Raw genomic sequence first — 16,140 nt, 5'->3', positions numbered from 1 at the left:
AAATACTTGAACTGCACCCCAATTGTTAGACACAGTCTAACAATTGGAGGTGCAGTTTTTCTATGGCTAAATTTACAGCTGATGAAAAAATACAAATCGTTCTACGTTATTTGAACGGAAATGAAAGTTATCGAGAAATGGGTAGATCGCTCGGTATAAGTGACACAATCATTTTGAATTGGGTAAACCAATATAAACAGAATGGTCTGGAAGCTTTTCTAAAACGATGTACAAATTATACACAACAATTTAAACTAGACGTACTAAACTTTATGATTGAAAACGGTATGTCCTTATTTGAGACGGCAGCTATCTTTAATATTCCTGCCCCTTCAACGATTTCTGTTTGGAAAAAACAGCTCGAAACACAAGGAATTTGTGCCCTTCAATCTAAGAAAAAGGGGCGTCCATCTATGAAAAAAGATTCAAATAAACAATTAAAACAACCTTTAGCTGAAGGGTCAGTCGAAGCACTTGAAGCACGCATTAAACAGCTTGAGATGGAAAATGAGTACTTAAAAAAGTTAAATGCCTTAGTTCAAAACAAGGAAAAATCACAAAACAAGACAAAGCGCAAGTAGTCTATGAATTAAGGCATAAATATTCGGTGAAGGCACTTGTGGAGCTAGCTACTATTCCTCGAAGCACGTATTATGATTTAGTAAAGAAAATGAATCGTCCAGATGTAGATGCTGATTTGAAAGCTGAGATTAAAGCGATTTATGAGGAAAATGAAGGTCGTTATGGTTACCGTCGCATTCGTGATGAATTAACGAATCGTGGCCAGAAAGTGAACCACAAGAAGGTTCAGCGCATTATGAGAGAGCTTGGGTTAAAGTGTGTTGTGCGTATGAAGAAATATAAATCCTATAAAGGAAAAGTCGGTAGAATTGCACCTAATATTTTAGAGCGTAATTTTCATACAGATGCACCGAATCAAAAGTGGGTAACAGACATTACAGAGTTTAAATTGTTTGGAGAAAAACTGTATGTATCACCTGTATTAGATTTGTATAATGGTGAAATTATTACCTATACAATTGGTTCTAGACCGACGTATTCGCTTGTTTCAGACATGTTAGAGAAAGCATTGGAACGTTTACCTGAAACCCACCAGCTACTGATGCATTCGGATCAAGGATGGCATTATCAAATGAGACAGTACGTCCGGACACTTGAATCAAGAGCTATCGTCCAGAGTATGTCTCGAAAAGGTAACTGTTACGACAACGCAGTAATAGAAAATTTCTTTGGGATTATGAAGTCAGAGTTCCTCTACATAAAAGAATTTGAAAATGTAGAGCACTTTAAAATAGAATTAAAAAAATATATAGATTATTATAATACGAAACAGATTAAGGCAAAATTAAAAATGAGCCCGGTACAATACCGGACTCACTTTTATCAAGCTGCTTAATGAAATAACTGTGTCTAACTTTTAGGGGTCACTTCAACTATATTTTTTAAACGCTCTTTTTCTTATTTCTCTTCCGTTACATACGCCCACTTAAAGCTATATTCTGGACTGATGTTATGTTTCACAATTCCTTTTACATTTGGTTTCATTACATATGCTCTTCCTGTTTGATATAAAGGAACTAATCCTGCATCTTCTTCAAGGAATAATTTTTCTGCTTTCCCTAACGTTTCCCAACGCTTCTTCGCATCACCCATTAATTCATTACCTGCTTTTTGTACCATTTCGTCGTATTTTGCATTTGAATAACTCATTTGGTTATATGGACTCTTCGATTCAAACATATCAATAAATGTCATTGGATCCGCATAGTCTGGACTCCAACCTGCATAAGAAATTTCATAATCTTGTGCAGTCTCTAATTTTAATTTTTGCTTGAATGGCTGAATTTTCGTATTAATCGTTACACCTTTTAAATTTTTCTCAATTTGATCTTTAACATAATCAGCAATCTTTTTCGCAGTTCCATCATCATAGCTTAGTAATTCAATTGTAACTTGATCTTTTCCAAGCTCTTTTTTCGCTTCTTCCCACGCTGCTGCTCCTTTTTTCGGATTATATTTCAGACCATTTTTAAATGTATCTTGATAATCTTTACCATCTGGTCCTGTTGCAAGCCCTTTTGGAACCAATTGGTCTGTTGCTTTTGATCCATTATTTAGAATTACATTTGCCAATCCTTTTTTATCAACTGATAATGCAATTGCTTCACGAAGCTTTTTGCTCTTTAACGGTGTATCTTGTCCGTTACGCTTTTGATTTAAACGTAAGAAGAATGTACTTGCTTCTGAATACTCACCGTACTCATCTTTGTTCGATTTATATTTATCGACGAATTCTCCTGATAGTAGTGTGAAATCAATTGATCCTGTATCATATAAGTTTACTTTCGTCGCAACTTCTTTTACTACACTATAGTTAATTTCTTCTAATTTTACAGTCTTATTATCCCAATACTTATCATTTTTCTTTAGCTGCCATCCTTGTTCATGTTTCCATGAAGACATAACGAACGGCCCGTTATACAACGTTGTATCTGCTTCTAAACCGTACTTATCACCTTTTTCTTTTACAAACTTCTCATTTAACGGGTAGTATGATGGGAATGCTACTAAGTTTAAGAAATACGGTACTGGCTTTTCTAATTCTACTTCTAGCGTATAATCATCTACCGCTTTTGCTCCTAAATCTGTTAGAGGTTTTTCACCTTTATTAATTGCTTCTGCATTTTTAATATAGTAAGCAATAAACGCATATTCTGCTGCTGTATTTTTATCCAGTAAGCGCTGCCATGCATATACGAAATCTTTCGCTGTTACTGGATCACCATTTGACCATTTTGCATCTTTCCGTAATTTAAATGTATATTTTTTGCCATCCTCGCTCTTCGTACTAGATTCCGCTGCAGCTGGGATTGGCTTATTATCTTTATCAAGACGATATAATCCTTCCATCGTATTTCCTAAAATTTGTGCCCCTAACGTATCAGTAGATTTAGAAGTATCCATCGTCGGAATTTCTTGATTCTCTGTACGATTTAATACTTGTTTTGCTGCGTATTTAATTTCGGATTTTTTCTCGTCCCCACCACCACTAGACGTCGTAGTTGTTTTCTTCTCCCCACCAGATCCAGAACACGCTGTTAACGCCATACTCATTGCTAAAACTGGCGCTACAACTGCCGTGAACTTTTTCATCTTTTTCTTCATTTTTATACCCTCCCCATTTATATGTACGAAACTCATTTTGAGAGATTTTCTAATAACTAGTTATCAGAAAATTCTTATTAATTAATATTCTACTAATTTTTCTGGTTTTGTAAAGTTATTTTTAAAATATTTAGAAAATTTATTTTACTTAACAATAGTAACATTCTATTATCTATGACCATACTACACGTATCCTCCATCTACTACATTTCATTTCATTTCTTCTCTACTCTTTCATTTTCACGTTCAATGGTACAACAAAAAAAGTACTTCAAGGCATATAGACTGCTTTGAAGTGCCCCCCAATTGTTAGACACAGTCTAACAATTGGGGGCACTTTTTATGGCTAAATTTTCTTCAAAAGAAAAAATTCAAGCGGTGAAACGATATTTAAATGGTTCAGAAAGCGGAAAAACAATTGCTAAATCTATAGGAGTTACTCCTAGCTTACTTCGTGGGTAGATTAGAAGATATGAATCTTCAGGTAAAAATGCTTTTGAAAAACGCTATACATCCTATTCTACCCAGTATAAACTAGATGTACTTAATTATATGAATGAACACGAGACATCTATCGGAGAAACAACGAGTCTTTTCAATATTCCGTCTTATGAAACACTTCGGAAATGGAAAATTGCCTATGAAACAGGAGAATTGGATGCCCTAAAATCAAAGAAAAAGGGGCTTCCAACCATGAAAGATAAAAAAATAAAGCCAATAGTAGAAGGCTCAATAGAAGCACTACAAGCGAAAAATGAGCGTTTACGTATGGAGAATGCATATTTAAAAAAGTTGAATGCCTTAGTTCAAAACAAGGAAAAATCACGAAACAAGACAAAGCACAAGTAATCGATGAGTTAAGGCATGAATTTCCTATCAAGGAGTTACTTCAACTCGTAAACATTCCACGTAGTACATATTATTACTGGATGAAATAGTTCAATCGTCCTGATCCAAATATGGAGGTAAAAGAACTGATTCAAGCTATTTATCATGAACATGATGGGTGTTATGGATATCGTCGTATTCGTGATGAACTGATGAATCATGGGCACAAAATAAATCATAAAAAAGTGTATCGCCTTATGAAAGAATTAGGGTTAAAATGCCTTGTTCGCATGAAAAAATATTGTTCTTACAAAGGGACAGTTGGGCAAATTGCGCCCAACATTTTAAATCGCAATTTCCAAGCGAAAAAACCAAATGAGAAGTGGGATACAGATATTACGGAGTTTAAGTTATTTGGGGAGAAGTTATACCTATCACCGATATTGGATTTATTTAATGGTGAAATTATCACGTATAAAATTGGTTCAAGACCGACCTATTCCCTTGTTTCAACAATGTTAGACCAAGCCTTTGAACACGTAACAGATCAAGACAAACTCCTCATTCATTCTGATCAAGGGTGGCACTATCAAATGAAACAATACCGTCATTCTCTTAAGCAATATGGCATAACACAAAGTATGTCTCGTAAAGGAAACTGTTATGACAATGCCGTTATTGAAAAGTTTTTCGGTATCATGAAATCGGAATTTCTGTATCGAAAAGAATTTGAAAGTATAACACATTTCAAACAAGAATTAGCAAAGTATATAGACTACTATAATCATAAAAGAATTAAGGCAAAATTAAAGGGTATGAGCCCAGTACAATACCGGGCTCATACCCTAGAGGCTCCCTAATGAACCGACCTGTCTAACTTTCGGAGGTCACTTCATTAAAAGATACTTTTCTTTTTATCCTAGTGTAAGCTATACCGTCCTGATACCTATTCCTCTTCCCTACAAAATAGGTATTTTGTAATTTCTTCACTTACAAAATTATTTTCACGTTTCAATTTCTCTAAACTAAATGCACTAAGGTTTACTAGTATTTTCTAAACTCATCTACTCAATTACATTTAATTACAAGTGAAATTTAAATCTCTCTTCTTTACACAAAATACTACATTTCTGTTTGTTTTTTGAACAAGTAAACCTTCATTTAATTATATAAAAAATATATAACTAAATGAAGGTTTTAACTTTATATATTCACATCAATATATATAATAATCTAAAAATGAAATACCCACATTATTCTTCCCTTTCATATGTTTCTCTAAATAGATTTTTGTTGTTTGAATATTTTCATGTCCCAAGGTCTGCATTAAATGATATAGATCCGTATTTCCTTGTTCAACTGCCATAATTGCAAAAGCATGACGGAATGTATGCGCCGTTACAGGATTTTCACGATACTTTAGAAACTCTAAATTTGTCTTTTTTATCATATCTGTTACCTGATTTGATAACGTTTTTGAATTATAAAAATTACCCCTTTGATTTACTAATAAAGGACTTTCATCTCCTCGATCCAATACAGTTTTGAACCCCTCTTCTCCTTCTCATTTCGCTAATACATTGGAATAAATGCTCAGGAATGAAAAGTTCAAGTACTTTATCCCCTTTCCCTGTGACTTTTAACCAATACTTTCCGTCATAATGTAAGTCTTTCACTCTAGCGGTGCACAATTCTTGAATTCTTGCACCAGTACTTGCTAGAGCTAGTAAGATTGTATAATCTACTAAATGTCCTTTTTCTTTATAAAAACCCAAAATTTTCATCACTTCATCATAAGATAAACCCCGATTCGGCCGATCTTGTTCATTTACATTAGCGCGCTGCAGTTCTTCATGAAGAGATCTTTCAATATAAGCAAATACATGAAAATGTTTTAGAAAAGAACGTATAAGTACTGATTTTTTTGCAAGTATTGCGACCGCGTACGTTTCTCCATTTCTACCTTTCTCTACCTGCTTCAACCAGGCATTGTATTTATGAATATGCCAAGGCTGCAATGTTTTTAATAAAGATTCATTTTGCTGTACCTCTTCCCCATTCAGTTCAAAGTCTTCTGCATGCTGTACCATGCACTGACAAAATGACAAGATTTCAGATATATAGCTCTTTTTCATAGCCTCTTTTCTATTCTTCTTCTCATCCATATCATTTTGTAAATGTACAAAATGATAAATGACTTCTATATCACTTAAATACGGATACTTACTCTTCCACTTTATCTACATAACGATTGTTATGCAGAAATGGAATGATAGCACTTATATTCTCTACATATGTATCCATATATTTACTTTGATTGTTTATAACAGGTAAGTTTTCCTTTATATTGTTATGATCCATATTTCCAATTCACCTCTCCTATTGAAGATTATGAATAAAATTCTCTTTATTACCTATACTTATTATTTTATTTTACTTCTATCCATTATACAAATGATAATTCATTTTCTTTCTGTAAGAATCTTATATTCTTCTCTATTTACCTATAATTATATTTTTTATACTTTATTAACAAATAGATATCGTTTAATTATTACTACTTAACATTAATATTACTTTTATAATAAAATCAACTATAAATATCTATTAAAATATAAAGCGAATTAAAACTATTTTTGAAATATAAAAAATTATAAGAACTTTAATAAATTTTATTTCTTATTTTAAATATAAATCATATTCTGATATGATTTATATTTAAAATACTAGTAAAAAATAGTTATGGAGGTGTCCTTTTATGACACAAGATTTATTGTTCATTACAAAACCTACTGTAACGACAAAAGAGGCAGCCGACTTATTAGGAGTAACGGTACAAACAATTTAAAAAAAGAAAAAGATGGATTAATAGAATGTGTACATAAAGATAATCGGAAGCAGTTCGGTAGTAAGATTTTCTATTTAGAGGATATTGAACGTTTAAAAAATAATAATGAGGTTAAAGGCCTTAGCACGAAAGAAGTAGCTGAAATTCTTAATGTTGCACCATCTACTATCTTTACATACATCAAATCCGGAAAATTACCCGCGACAATGGTAGAAAAACGAGGAAAACAAGTATATCTTATCGATGAAGAAGAGATAGAGATTTTTATGCTTGATTATGAAAAAACTAAAACAAAAGAGCGAAAAACATTCATTACTAAGATTCAACATGAAGAGATATATTTATATCAATTATTAACACATAAACATATTGGAAAAACAGCAAGGGTAATAGAGATTAATGGAGCAGATGGAAAGGTTCTTACAGAGGACGAAGAAATTTTCCCCCTATCCACTTATAAGGAACATAATTACTCCTTTGAACCTTTCCATAAACAAGCTGTAATTACCAAACGAGGGTATTTATCTTTTTCATTTAAAAAACCTCAGCTATTTAATTCCATTACTTATAATCTAATAAATTTATTTTACAAAGAGCTAGGTGTCACAAATATGCGATTGAGTATTTCATCTGATACTATTAAATTAGAAATTAAACCTTTTGTATTACAAGTTGATCCATTACAGTTTCAAGAAGAGATTAAATACTTATATTCTCATATGAAATCAGGTACTATCCTTCCACATGTAGAGGGAGTTTACTTTAAAAGTAATGTAGAGCCATTAACTTTTCATGCAGATTATGAATTCAAGCAAAAAGTAGTGCAAATGGCAGCGGATGCAGGTATGAGACAGGAAGAATTTCTATTGCAAGCTGTAAAATCTTATATGGTAAATTTAGAACAACAGTAAATATTTATTAATAATAAGAAGCGTAGAAAATAAATCATTCTACGCTTTTTTAAATTTATAAATTTCAAATTAATTTTCTTTATAGGGTAACACCAACATGCCCATCAACTTAAGAAGAATCAACATCCCTAAAATAAAAAATAAGCTGACTTCTCAAAATAACTAACGATAGAGAATGAAAATTTTCATTTGAGGGTTATTTCAAAGTCTTAACTTAATAGCAATGTGACACTACCTCTAGTAGACATACAATTTCAGAAACACACTCTTACAGATATTTAAATCCTGTATGAATTGCTTGTTCCATTCTGATTTTCTTTTAACTACTACACAACTTTTTATATACGATTATCATGCCAGAAGTTTATTGGAAAATGATCATTCTCATTATAAGCTTCAAATTCATAACCTTTTTCTTTTAAACCCTTTTATAATCGCTAGGACTTCAGCAATTGATTGTGGATGGATATCATGCATTAGAACCATTTTTTTGAAAATGTTGTGTCTACTAAACGTTTTGATATGATTTTTTCTAAATTATTTTTAAAAAGGTTACTTACCTCTAGCTACTTCCTAAATATTATTCCTTATTTACTAATCAATTTCTGTTTTTTCTAAATTTTTTAACAAAATATTCTCGTTCATAAAAAATGATAAAACAAATATTATTATGAATGCTGTTAAAGACATAAGGGGAATTGTTATAAACCCTCCCCACTTACCATAGATTGTTAGGCAGCTACTTGTAACACTACAAAAGCTACTTTTCTGTTGAATAAATTGAATATAATTATGGTAAGAAGAAATAACTATACCTATTCCTGAAAAATAACGAAGGTAATATTTTACATTCTTATCATTAGTTAGTATTGAAATGAACATTAATAAAGGTATTGGATACATTAAAATTCTTTGATACCAACATAGACTGCAAGGAACGTAGCCCTTTACTTCACTAAAATATAAACTCCCTATTGTTGCTACTATTGAAACAAGAAAAGAAAAATACACCATATATTTACCCCTTTAAAAGATTAAATTGATTTAAAGTAAATTTATTCTACTAAAAATGACTTTAATTCAGCTTTAGATTGCACTCCCTCTATTCGATTGATTTCTTCTCCATTTTTATAGTTTAGTAGAGTTGGTGTTTTTTGGATATTATTTTTTTTCAAAAATTCAATATCCATGTTTTCTTCAGATTCCATATTTATAGCAAATATCTTTTTTTTATCTTCTTTAATCACTTCATTTAAGAATGGCTTAGTAGTTTGGCAGGCTGTACAGCTAGTTTTGTAAACATATATATAAAAATTATCTTTCGAGTGTATTTTATCTTTATATTCTTTTATATCAATGTTTTTATAATTAGGTTTTTCTAAGTCTTTTGAAGTAAATATAAAAAAAAGCGAACCAATACTTAGTAGAATAACAAAAGTAGAAAACATGATCTTTTTTGACATTTTCTTCACCTCTAATTTAATTGTTTCTCAAATTCTTTTTGTATTTTGATTATAGATTTTTCTTTAAAAACATATTTTTTATCATATTTAGTTATATACTCAGGATTATGAGTAATAAAAATTATTATCGCATTTAAATCTAATAAAGCATCATAAATTTTTATGAAGTTATCAGGATCCACATTACTTAGCGATTCATCTAAAAGCAGAACACTTGGTTTATGGAGAATCGCTCTTGCAAGGCATAATCGTTGTTTTTGTCCAGTAGACAAATTAGAATTACTATCATTTATTACAAAATTAAATTCTTTGGGAAGTGAAGTGATTACATCATAAATATGTGCAATTTTACAAGCTTTTATTATTTCATCTTCAGAAAAATTTTCACCCATACATAGATTTTCTTTAATTGTATTTTTGAAAAGAAATGGATTTTCATTTAAATATATAAGTTCTTTTCTTAAACTATTATCATTAACTTCATTAATATCAATACCATTAATATATATTTGCGATGGGCTAGTTTGATAAAGTTTGTTTAATAATTTTGAAAACGTAGTTTTTCCTGAACCACTTTCGCCAATTAAGATAACTTTTTCATTATCAAAAATATTCATGTTAACATTTTTAATAATACAGTGATCATTAATATGAAAGTATAAATTTTGTATAGATATGTCTTTAATCCTTGTAATATCTGTCTGATGTTTATTTTGAACTACTGGATAATTTATTACATCCGTTAACCTTTCCTTAGCCACTAATGATTTTTGAATTTCTCCTTGTAATTCAATTAAGCCTGTCAAGGAGCTTAGCATAAACATAGTTAACGAATTTATAAAAAGGAAATCCCCTAATGATATAGTATCCGCCATAATCTGTTTAGCACCAACATATAATAATATGATGGAAAATGAAGTTTGAACAAGTTTTTTAAGTCCATTATTATTCGTTATTGTAACTGCTTCTTTTAACGCCGAATTAAGTTCTCTATTAAATACTTTGTTAAATACAGAGAAAAAATATTCCTTCTTGTTTAAAGAATAAATATTAGGCATATTTTTAATAAATTGTATTAAAAAAGATTGTGTATCAGCATTCTTACTCATAGAATCTTTATTTCTTCTTTGGATGATATCATAATACATTAAAGTAACCGCTATCAGAATTAATGTTAAAATAAAAACTGTAAAAAAAAGCAAAATATTAATACTATAAAGAACAAATCCAATTCCCAAAAAAATTACAGTATTTAATATTACTGAAACAAAGGCTACATTTAATAAATTTCTAATATAATAAATATCATTGAATCGCGATATAATGTCACCATCATCCCTATTTTCAAAAAAAATAATAGGTAATTTTAATATTTTCCGAAAAAATTCTTTCGATAGAGCTTGATCTAATTTTATTGAGGCTTTATTAATTATGTAAGTTCTTAGATAATCAAATACATTACTTAAAAAATTGATTCCTAAAAAAATTAAAACGAATTCTAACAGTAGGTAATCATAACTATGGGGAATTATCTCATCTATTACAAGTTTAAAGAAGAACGAATTACTAATAGAAAACAACACAAACAAAATAGATAAAAATAAGACAAACAAGATACTTAATTTATTATTTTTTATTAATTCCTTCAAGAAGTTCTGATGATAACCTGTTTTTTCAACAGAACTACTGTTTTTAAATTCAATTAAAAGAAATATGCCTGTAGTATGTTTTTTAAATTCCTCAATAGTAATTTTAGATATTTTGTCATTGCTCGGATCACTTATTACTAATTTATTTTTCTTTTTTTTATAAATAATTATATAGTGACCTTCATAAGATTCGTTGACCTCTTTATTTATTAAGGCTATACAAGGTCCTTCAATATGTTTTAATGCTTCTGCAATGTCTTCTTTATTTATCTCAACAGCTTTACATGAAAAATGATTAACTTGACTGAATAACAATATCAAATCTTTTAAATTAAATCCGTTCTTATAAACAACTTGATCCCTAAGGTAATTAATACCATGATGCAAATGATAATATTTAAAAATAGATGCTACACAAGCAATTCCACAATCATATTCTTCTTGTTGCTTTGTATGTATGTATTTCATTTTATATCACCTTTACAAAATATTAGGATTTTAAATTAAATAAGTGCATATTATATAGTAACAGATCCCAAAATACTTCTTCTCTAAATAGATTTTGGAATCTGTTATAGAATATTTTAAAAAGGATTTAAGTCAATATGTATGAATAAATGAAAATCCAGATTATCATTCTACTATTATACTGACTTTTATAATTTTTGAGATTACTATAAATATTACAATGAAACAAAATTCATTTTATACATTATTTACACTCTGGATAGCAAAACTGGTCAAATATTTTATATACATTAATTTAATAGGAGCAAAACTTATTCCATAAATCGCATGATTTTATATCATTGCGTTGACACTTCAATAGTAACGCCTTACAATTTGGTCCTGCTCCTCCACCATCATGAATTACTGATTCATTTTTAGGATTAATGCCTCCAACATGTTTTGTTAATTCTTCTGTTTTTAGTTCACGCATAAGTTTATTCATCTGTATTCCTCCTTCAAGATTTTCTGTTACAATAATTACAATATATTACTTTTTTTGGGATGTCAATATAAATATTTTAATTTTGAGAATATTCTAATATTCAGAATTTATCGCTAATCTCGGTTTATAAAAAACAAAATTAAATTAATATTTTTCTCATTAAAAAGCATATTCGATAGTAGTAGTTGAAAAACATATAAAAAGGAATACATCGAGGTGCTCTTACTATACTTTTTTTATTAACTATAAATACGATACTCTATAATATTTATTAACAAAATCTACTTAATATTTTCTTATTTTATAACTATACTTAATTAAAACGATAAAAAACCTCTTTTGTATTAATAGATTCACAAAAGAGATTCTTATTTTAATAAATTATCTTACAAGTTACTAGACTAATTTATGCCTTTCATACACTATTCTCGTCCCTAATACATCTATTATCCTTATGTTCACAAAATTTTTATAATAACCTTTTAGGATTTCAATAAAAATCATCGTATAAATACATTCTTTTTTCGATAGAAAGATTGCAACAAGTTTAATACAGTCCTTTTTCTATCCTAATTTGTTGACTAATTGGATACTGAATGGAGTAAATTTTTTCAAGTTTTAAAAGCTTTCTTTGCTTTTGTTTCCAACTCATTATCCATGTATTTAACAGCTTGTACACCAATTCATCAAAAAAGCCTCCGCAAAGAATAAAAGTTTCGCTTCCCTGTATACCACCAAATAATTGCAAAATAAATAACCCATTGAAATGCCGATTAATGAATATATTACTTAGAAAAATAAGATGCATATTAAAATTTCGACCGCCATTCTTTTAACATTGAGCCTTCGAATGTTACCAATCCCAGTTAAAAAGGACTTAGGAAAAGTCCTTACCAGTTTATTAATCAGTAAACCACTGCCTGTACTTATATAAATTCCTTGCAACCATCTTGTTATTTTTGCACCTGCCCCTTTTTCAAACATATTTTTCAACTCTCTACTTTATGTCTTGAATAATATTATCTATACATTTCCTAACAATATTATTTGGAAAGCGATTTGACATAGCACATATAGAAAGTTTGTAATTAGAATCTATTGGATATTGTGTAAAGAAATAAGAAGCATTATTAATATCTTTTTCTACTATAATATCTTCTTTACTATTTTTTTTAATTGTAAATGAATCAAGAGGAATAGAGAGACCTTTCCCTAAAGCTTTTATGTAACTTTCTTTTAATGTCCATATATCATAAAAATGATTTATTCTTTCAGTATATGGCTTAGCATTTAAATTTTTCACTTCCATAGCAGAGAAGAATTGTGAAACGAAATCTAATTTTATATTATGTATCTCCTCAACATCTATTCCCACAGGTGCATTATCAGTAATACCTACAATCCAATCACCTGAATGTGAAATATTAAAAAAAAAATCACTTTTTCCTTTCCAATACGGTTTACCATATTTGTTATACTCATATTCAATATTTTGATTTAGGACTTTATATTTCTTACAAATTATAGATCTTATTAAGACATCACCTAACAACGATCTATAAGAATCTTCTTTGTTTACATAACTCTCTATTTTTCTTCTCTTATCTGCAGACACTATTTTTATTAAAATATTATATCTATTTTCATCTATAACCCGTGGCTTTTTTATTGCATATACACTAATCATCTTAGTCATTATCTCACTTTCTCAGTTGGATTTAATTTATATACTAAAACTATCCTAATGGTAGAAGAAGCTAAAAGATTAATTACTTAATGCCCTTACTAATAATACATGTATACTAAAACATTTCGTACTATTCTAAAAATTAAATACACTTAAAAGCTACATTTCTATTTTAATACATTCGACTATCGAATTACCACAATAATATATTTTCATATATTCTAGTAGAGTATACGATATTTTGTGTAAATAAATAGAATTGAAAAAAAGGAAGAACATTTCTTGATAGAATTGAGTTACCACACAAAATTCAAAGAAAAGAGATTTTCCCACGAAATAGTTTACATCAGAATTAATCGAATCACTAGCCCAAAAAGAGATATTACGTACATTGTTTGTAAGCACTTAGAAAAAGCACTAAACACATTACCAGCAACAAAATTAACTATATTTTTAAACTAAGAAAAAAATGCTCGCACCGCATTCAATTCAAATAATTCACGTAATGGTTCATATTCTGGAACATTTCACACAGATTACAGAGTTTTAAACAAACGACAGTCGCACCCTACCAGCGCTTAATTAATACGCTAGAAGCGACAGTTATTCATCTCTTCCAGAAAGCAATTATTATGACAGAAATCACGCATTTAATTGAAAGTATGTACGATCATTATTACACACTTCAAGCAATCTGAAACAAGACAAATATCGTATCTAAACAAATAGAGGCTTTTAATCAACGTTCTTTACATGCACGTGTGTATGTAAAGGTAACATATTTCCCTCTGTGAAACCGCGGTAAAAGAAACTGTATACATCGCTGTTTGAATTTGTGAGAATAGCCCAAAAGAAGTGCTTGCATATACGATTATACTAACTGAGTCAGCTTTTAACTGGTAAAAGCCCTTAGAAGAGCTAAAAGACCATGGTGTAGAGAACATACTTCTGCTTATTTCAGAAATCTTAAAAGATAGGACAGATGCTATCTCAAACGTGTTTAATCCATGTAGTACACAATTTATCGCACAAAGTTCGATTAGAAGAACGTCAAGTAGTGTATGCGAATTTCAAAACAGTTTATAAAATCGCTTGTCAGAAATCTAGTTAGAAAGCACTTGATGTTTGCTGTTCAAAATGGCCAAAAACCTATCCAAAAGTGTTGAAATCAATGCAAATAAATCAACTCTTATTGAAGTTTTACAGCTTCTCAAAGTATATTTTTAGCAGTATTTATTCAATGAATTTAATCGAGTCTTTTAATAAACAGATCAAAAAAAGAGAAAGCGTAAAGAACAATTTCAAAAAGAAGAATCAATGGGATGCTTCCTAGTCTCGTAATTTGAGGACTATAATCAACTCTTCAAATAAAGTTTTTTTACTAAGAGTGACATTCTATCTGAAAAGGGCGAAAGGTCATTTATACAAAAATATTTTTGCTCCCCGCAAATTAACAAACTTATTTTAATTTTTAATAATTATATATTAACCTTACAAATACTAGGACCTATCCGTCATATTGGTGTTATCCATTTTACAAATCCCTTAATCCCCATCCTCCCTATGACAAATAAAATAGCTTATTATTTATTAATTCTCCACACCTAAAACCTTGCTTTTAAAATACAATTTTATTATTTACTATTTATCAAATCTATTTTTTTGAATGTAATTATCACAATCTTAAGGGATTTTCCAAAAATCAATTGATGAAGAATTACTCCATTTATAATGCTTATACTAATTAAAATATCAGATTAAGTTAGCTTATAATAGTCTGATTAAATTACGAACCCTAACAATTATAAAGATTCTAGCTTTATGTATAATCATTCTCAAAGTTTTTACATAATGAGACGTGCATAATAATTTCCCTATCGGTATTCTAAATTCAAATAAATTATAGTAATAAATCTTATTATTATAATTTATTTTGTCTATTGACAATTTACTGAAAAATCAGTTATGTTTATGTCAAGAAATACTGACTAGTCAATTGAAAGGAACATGTTTAATGAAACAACAAGATTTATTAATTTTAAATAACTATGAGCAATTGAAGGTATTAAGCGATCCTTTAAGAGTAAGAATTCTTTCCTATTTAATTGAGGAGCCTCTTTCTGGACAACAATTATCTAAAATAATTGGTTTATCTCGATCAAAAATCCATTATTACTTACGTGATTTGGAAAAAAACAAATTGATTCAACTAGTAGAAGAGAATAAAAAAAGGAATATGACTCAAAAAATATATCAAGCAGTAGCTAAAAGTTTTATTCCATCTAACGACCTCTTGCCGTTTTCTTCAGAATATGGAAAAAGCCGTAGGCTGGTAACAATTGCAACTTTAAATCGCGCGAAAGAGCGCGCTTTGGCAGCTCCTGAAAGCGCATTTTTAACAACTTCTGAAAAACCAAACGAATGGTGGAGAGTATCAAGTCAATTAGAAGTGAGAACAACTAAAGAACATTTTGAAGCATGGGTTGCGAAATATCATACTCTATTAAAAGAGCTTGAGGACATTAATGATTTAGAGCAATGTGATGCTAAGTGGTTCTATGTAGCAACAGTTGGCTTCCAAATTGATAAACCCTATTTTAAAGGAGATGACTAAAA

9 protein-coding genes and 4 pseudogenes are annotated in these 16,140 nt (G+C 29.6%); 5 read left to right on the top strand and 8 right to left on the bottom strand.

Annotated elements, in window-relative coordinates; translation table 11 throughout:
* Window positions 1-62 precede the first annotated feature (62 nt).
* Window positions 63-1,417 (top strand): IS3 family transposase gene (locus tag MR079_RS03425; RefSeq protein WP_242293526.1). Its coding sequence is split into 2 segments (ribosomal slippage): window positions 63-516 and window positions 516-1,417, totalling 1,356 coding nucleotides; the frame shifts between segments, so codons are not numbered across the junction.
* Window positions 1,418-1,479: 62 nt separating this feature from the next.
* Here the strand turns inward: MR079_RS03425 and MR079_RS03420 are convergent.
* Window positions 1,480-3,186, bottom strand: coding sequence for a peptide ABC transporter substrate-binding protein (locus MR079_RS03420; protein WP_242268589.1), 1,707 nt, complete (start codon window positions 3,184-3,186; stop codon window positions 1,480-1,482).
* A 342-nt stretch (window positions 3,187-3,528) separates the two neighbouring features.
* Between MR079_RS03420 and MR079_RS03415 the strand changes: the two are divergent.
* Window positions 3,529-4,874 (top strand): annotated as a pseudogene (locus MR079_RS03415) (IS3 family transposase).
* A gap of 356 nt (window positions 4,875-5,230) precedes the next feature.
* Here the strand turns inward: MR079_RS03415 and MR079_RS03410 are convergent.
* Window positions 5,231-6,375, bottom strand: a pseudogene (locus MR079_RS03410) (tyrosine-type recombinase/integrase).
* Window positions 6,376-6,772: 397 nt separating this feature from the next.
* On the opposite strand from MR079_RS03410, the pseudogene MR079_RS03405 reads away from it, so the two are divergent.
* Window positions 6,773-7,773, top strand: a pseudogene (locus tag MR079_RS03405) (helix-turn-helix domain-containing protein).
* A 338-nt stretch (window positions 7,774-8,111) separates the two neighbouring features.
* On the opposite strand, the pseudogene MR079_RS03400 reads toward MR079_RS03405, so the two are convergent.
* The 6 genes and pseudogenes from MR079_RS03400 to MR079_RS03375 form a co-directional block, all read right to left on the bottom strand.
* Window positions 8,112-8,262, bottom strand: a pseudogene (locus tag MR079_RS03400) (polysaccharide deacetylase); the annotation flags it as partial.
* A gap of 105 nt (window positions 8,263-8,367) precedes the next feature.
* Window positions 8,368-8,787: a disulfide bond formation protein B gene (locus MR079_RS03395; RefSeq protein WP_242293525.1), complete on the bottom strand. Its 420-nt coding sequence runs from the start codon at window positions 8,785-8,787 to the stop codon at window positions 8,368-8,370.
* A 41-nt stretch (window positions 8,788-8,828) separates the two neighbouring features.
* Window positions 8,829-9,236, bottom strand: coding sequence for a thioredoxin family protein (locus MR079_RS03390; protein WP_242293524.1), 408 nt, complete (start codon window positions 9,234-9,236; stop codon window positions 8,829-8,831).
* 11 nt (window positions 9,237-9,247) lie between these two features.
* A complete protein-coding gene (locus tag MR079_RS03385; RefSeq protein WP_242293523.1) occupies window positions 9,248-11,353 on the bottom strand; it encodes a peptidase domain-containing ABC transporter in 2,106 nt (701 codons plus the stop codon).
* 295 nt (window positions 11,354-11,648) lie between these two features.
* Window positions 11,649-11,837 (bottom strand): hypothetical protein, encoded by a 189-nt coding sequence (locus tag MR079_RS03380; protein ID WP_242293522.1) that lies wholly within the window; start codon window positions 11,835-11,837, stop codon window positions 11,649-11,651.
* Window positions 11,838-12,834: 997 nt separating this feature from the next.
* Entirely contained in the window at window positions 12,835-13,533 is a 699-nt protein-coding gene (locus MR079_RS03375) for a 4'-phosphopantetheinyl transferase family protein (RefSeq protein WP_242293521.1), read from the bottom strand.
* Window positions 13,534-14,695: 1,162 nt separating this feature from the next.
* On the opposite strand from MR079_RS03375, the gene MR079_RS29430 reads away from it, so the two are divergent.
* Together MR079_RS29430 and MR079_RS03370 are read left to right on the top strand one after the other, a co-directional pair.
* A complete protein-coding gene (locus tag MR079_RS29430; protein WP_396022956.1) occupies window positions 14,696-14,857 on the top strand; it encodes a transposase in 162 nt (53 codons plus the stop codon).
* A 681-nt stretch (window positions 14,858-15,538) separates the two neighbouring features.
* Window positions 15,539-16,138: an ArsR/SmtB family transcription factor gene (locus tag MR079_RS03370; RefSeq protein WP_137074585.1), complete on the top strand. Its 600-nt coding sequence runs from the start codon at window positions 15,539-15,541 to the stop codon at window positions 16,136-16,138.
* Window positions 16,139-16,140: the final 2 nt, after the last annotated feature.

This window comes from Bacillus cereus group sp. BfR-BA-01381 (assembly GCF_022663555.1).
Lineage (GTDB): Bacteria > Bacillota > Bacilli > Bacillales > Bacillaceae_G > Bacillus_A > Bacillus_A pacificus.
This window is presented reverse-complemented; position numbering and strand designations above follow the sequence as displayed.

Coding starts and splice junctions, on each gene's coding strand:
- MR079_RS03390 (WP_242293524.1), bottom strand. CDS start 9,236: ATGTCAAAAAAGATCATGTTTTCTACTTTTGTTATTCTACTAAGTATT.
- MR079_RS03395 (WP_242293525.1), bottom strand. CDS start 8,787: ATGGTGTATTTTTCTTTTCTTGTTTCAATAGTAGCAACAATAGGGAGT.
- MR079_RS03420 (WP_242268589.1), bottom strand. CDS start 3,186: ATGAAGAAAAAGATGAAAAAGTTCACGGCAGTTGTAGCGCCAGTTTTA.
- MR079_RS03380 (WP_242293522.1), bottom strand. CDS start 11,837: ATGAATAAACTTATGCGTGAACTAAAAACAGAAGAATTAACAAAACAT.
- MR079_RS03385 (WP_242293523.1), bottom strand. CDS start 11,353: ATGAAATACATACATACAAAGCAACAAGAAGAATATGATTGTGGAATT.
- MR079_RS29430 (WP_396022956.1), top strand. CDS start 14,696: ATGCAAATAAATCAACTCTTATTGAAGTTTTACAGCTTCTCAAAGTAT.
- MR079_RS03375 (WP_242293521.1), bottom strand. CDS start 13,533: ATGACTAAGATGATTAGTGTATATGCAATAAAAAAGCCACGGGTTATA.
- MR079_RS03370 (WP_137074585.1), top strand. CDS start 15,539: ATGAAACAACAAGATTTATTAATTTTAAATAACTATGAGCAATTGAAG.